The sequence below is a fragment of the Streptomyces sp. SM1 genome, from assembly GCF_002910825.1.
Classification (GTDB): Bacteria; Actinomycetota; Actinomycetes; order Streptomycetales; family Streptomycetaceae; genus Streptomyces; species Streptomyces okerensis.
The window spans coordinates 1-2868 of record NZ_NEUB01001048.1 but is presented as its reverse complement, the minus strand read 5'-3'; the positions used below and the strand labels follow the sequence as shown (position 1 = coordinate 2868).

The window sequence follows — 2868 nt, the reverse complement described above, 5'->3', positions numbered from 1 at the left end:
CCCCCCGCCGACGCGGTGCCGGCACACCGGCGTGGTGCTCTATGTGATGCGGGCGCGCTGCCGACGTGAAGCCGACGCGATGCCGATGCGGGCCACCGGCATGCGGCATGGCACCCTTAGACCTGCGCAGAAAAGTCCGCGGACCCGGGTCCGTCCGGCAAGATTTCGACGAGGAGCAGGCACAGTGCAGCGCTGGCGTGGCTTGGAGGACATCCCCCAGGACTGGGGGCGCAGCGTCGTCACCATCGGTTCCTACGACGGAGTCCACCGGGGGCACCAGCTGATCATCCGGCATGCGGTGGACCGCGCCCGCGAGCTGGGCGTCCCGGCCGTCGTCGTCACCTTCGACCCGCACCCCAGCGAGGTCGTCCGCCCGGGCAGCCACCCGCCGCTGCTCGCCCCGCACCACCGGCGCGCCGAACTCATGGCCGATCTCGGGGTGGACGCGGTCCTCATCCTGCCCTTCACCACCGAGTTCTCGAAGCTGTCGGCGGCCGACTTCGTGGTCAAGGTCCTGGTCGACAAGCTGCACGCCAAGGCGGTCGTCGAGGGCCCCAACTTCCGCTTCGGGCACAGGGCCGCGGGTACCGTGGACTTCCTCGCCGAGCAGGGTGAGGTCTACGACTTCGACGTCGAGGTCGTCGACCTGTACGTGAGCGGTGAGGCGGGCGGTGGCGATCCGTTCTCCTCCACGCTGACCCGTCGCCTGGTCGCCGAGGGCGACGTCGGGGGCGCCGCCGAGATCCTGGGCCGCCCGCACCGCGTGGAAGGTGTCGTCGTCCGGGGCGCCCAGCGCGGCCGCGACCTGGGCTTCCCCACGGCCAACGTCGAGACTCTCCCGCACACCGCGATCCCCGCCGACGGTGTCTACGCCGGCTGGCTGCACACCCAGGGCGAGGCCATGCCGGCCGCGATCTCCGTCGGCACCAACCCCCAGTTCGACGGCACCGAGCGCACGGTCGAGGCGTACGCCATCGACCGCGTCGGCCTCGATCTGTACGGCCTCCATGTCGCCGTCGACTTCCTGGCGTTCGTGCGGGGTCAGGCGAGGTTCGAGACGATCGACGCGCTGCTGGTGCAGATGGCGAAGGACGTCGAGCGCTGCAAAGAGCTCGTGGCCGCGGCCGGGAATCCGGAGTAGCCGGACCCGCAGCCGGCCCGCAACCCGCAACCCGCATGGGAAAGCGGCCCCTCGTGAGGGGCCGCTTTCCCATGCGGACGGTACCGACGCCCGGGCGCGTCCTACTGCCCGCCGGGATGTCCGGGCTGGGGAGGATAGGGCCGGCCGGGGACGCCCGGGTACGGCTGTCCCGGCTGTACCGGAGGCTGCCCCGGGTACGGGTAGTGCGGCCCGGGCGGCGCCTGCTGCGGCTGCTGCGGCTGCTGGGGATACGGACCCGGCTGACCCGGCACGGGCTGGCCCGGCAGCGGCGGGGCGGCGACCGGCGGCGGGTTGCCGTCGGAGGTCCACAGGCCGTGCGACTGCTGATGCCGGACGAAGTCCTCGGCGACGAGCGACGCGAGGTTGAAGTACGCCTCCCGCACCTTCGGCCGCATCATGTCGAGGTCCACCTCCGCACCGGCGGCCAGATGCTCGTCGAACGGTACGACGAGGACGCCCCGGCACCGGGTCCGGAAGTGCGCGACGATGTCATCGACCTTGATCATCTTTCCGGTCTCGCGCACACCCGAGATGACGGTGAGGGAGCGGGAGACGAGGTCCGCGTACCCGTGCGCGGACAGCCAGTCGAGCGTCGTACTGGCACTGCTCGCACCGTCCACCGACGGCGTCGAGATGATGATGAGCTGGTCGGCGAGGTCCAGCACGCCGCGCATGGCGCTGTAGAGCAGACCCGTACCGGAGTCGGTGAGGATGATCGGGTACTGCTTGCCGAGCACGTCGATCGCGCGCCGGTAGTCCTCGTCGTTGAACGTCGTGGACACGGCGGGGTCGACGTCGTTGGCGATGATCTCCAGACCGGAGGACGCCTGCGAGGTGAACCGCCGGATGTCCATGTACGAGTTGAGGTGCGGGATCGCCTGGACGAGGTCGCGGATGGTGGCCCCGGTCTCGCGCCGCACACGGCGACCGAGCGTACCGGCGTCCGGGTTGGCGTCGATCGCGAGGATCTTGTCCTGGCGCTCGGTGGCGAGGGTGGAACCGAGCGCGGTCGTCGTGGTCGTCTTGCCGACGCCGCCCTTGAGGCTGATGACGGCGATCCGGTAGCAGGACAGCACCGGCGTGCGGATCAGCTCCAACTTCCGCTGTCGCTCGGCCTCTTCCTTCTTCCCGCCCAGCTTGAAACGTGACCCGCCGGACGCGGGGCGGCTGCTCTTCGCCTTCTGCTTCTTGCTGTTGAGCAGCCGGTCCGACGACAGCTCCACGGCCGCGGTGTAACCGAGGGGCGCGGCACCGGGGTTGGTCGGCTGCCGCTGGTCGTGCCGGATGGGCTGCGGCCAGCCGGCCCCGGCACGCGGATCGACGGGCTGCTGCGGCACCGGCTGTCCGGCATGCGGATGGACGGGCTGCTGCGGCACCTGCTGACCGGCCTGCGGCGGTTGCGCCTGCGGCGGCACACCAGGGTGCTGCGCCTGCGGGGCAGCCCCGGCGGCCGGCTCCGCCTGCTGCGGGAACCCGTAACTGCCGGGCTGCCCAGGGGGAGTCGGCGCGGTTCCGGAAGGGGGGAAGCCGTATCCGGGCTGCGGGTCGGGTGTGGGCGGGCTTCCGGCCGGGGGCTGTGCGGGGGGCTGCTGGGCGGTGGGTGCCGGGGTGCCGGGGTGCGGGAAGCCGTAACCGGCCTGCGGTTGTTGGCCGGGCGGAGTCGGCGCGGTTCCGGAAGGGGGGAAGCCGTATCCGGGCTGCGGGTC

Annotated in this window: 2 protein-coding genes; one reads left to right on the top strand and one right to left on the bottom strand. The window is 71.8% G+C overall.

The features are described 5' to 3' along the window. The first annotated feature begins 184 nt into the window (after positions 1 to 184). The gene (locus tag B9S61_RS39355) at positions 185 to 1141 is read left to right on the top strand and encodes a bifunctional riboflavin kinase/FAD synthetase (protein WP_103546528.1); all 957 of its coding nucleotides are present in this window, start codon (positions 185 to 187) and stop codon (positions 1139 to 1141) included. A 101-nt stretch (positions 1142 to 1242) separates the two neighbouring features. On the opposite strand, the gene B9S61_RS39350 is transcribed toward B9S61_RS39355, so the two are convergent. Beyond that, positions 1243 to 2868 (bottom strand): MinD/ParA family protein (locus tag B9S61_RS39350; protein ID WP_181007745.1); only part of this gene is annotated, 1626 nt, incomplete at its 5' end.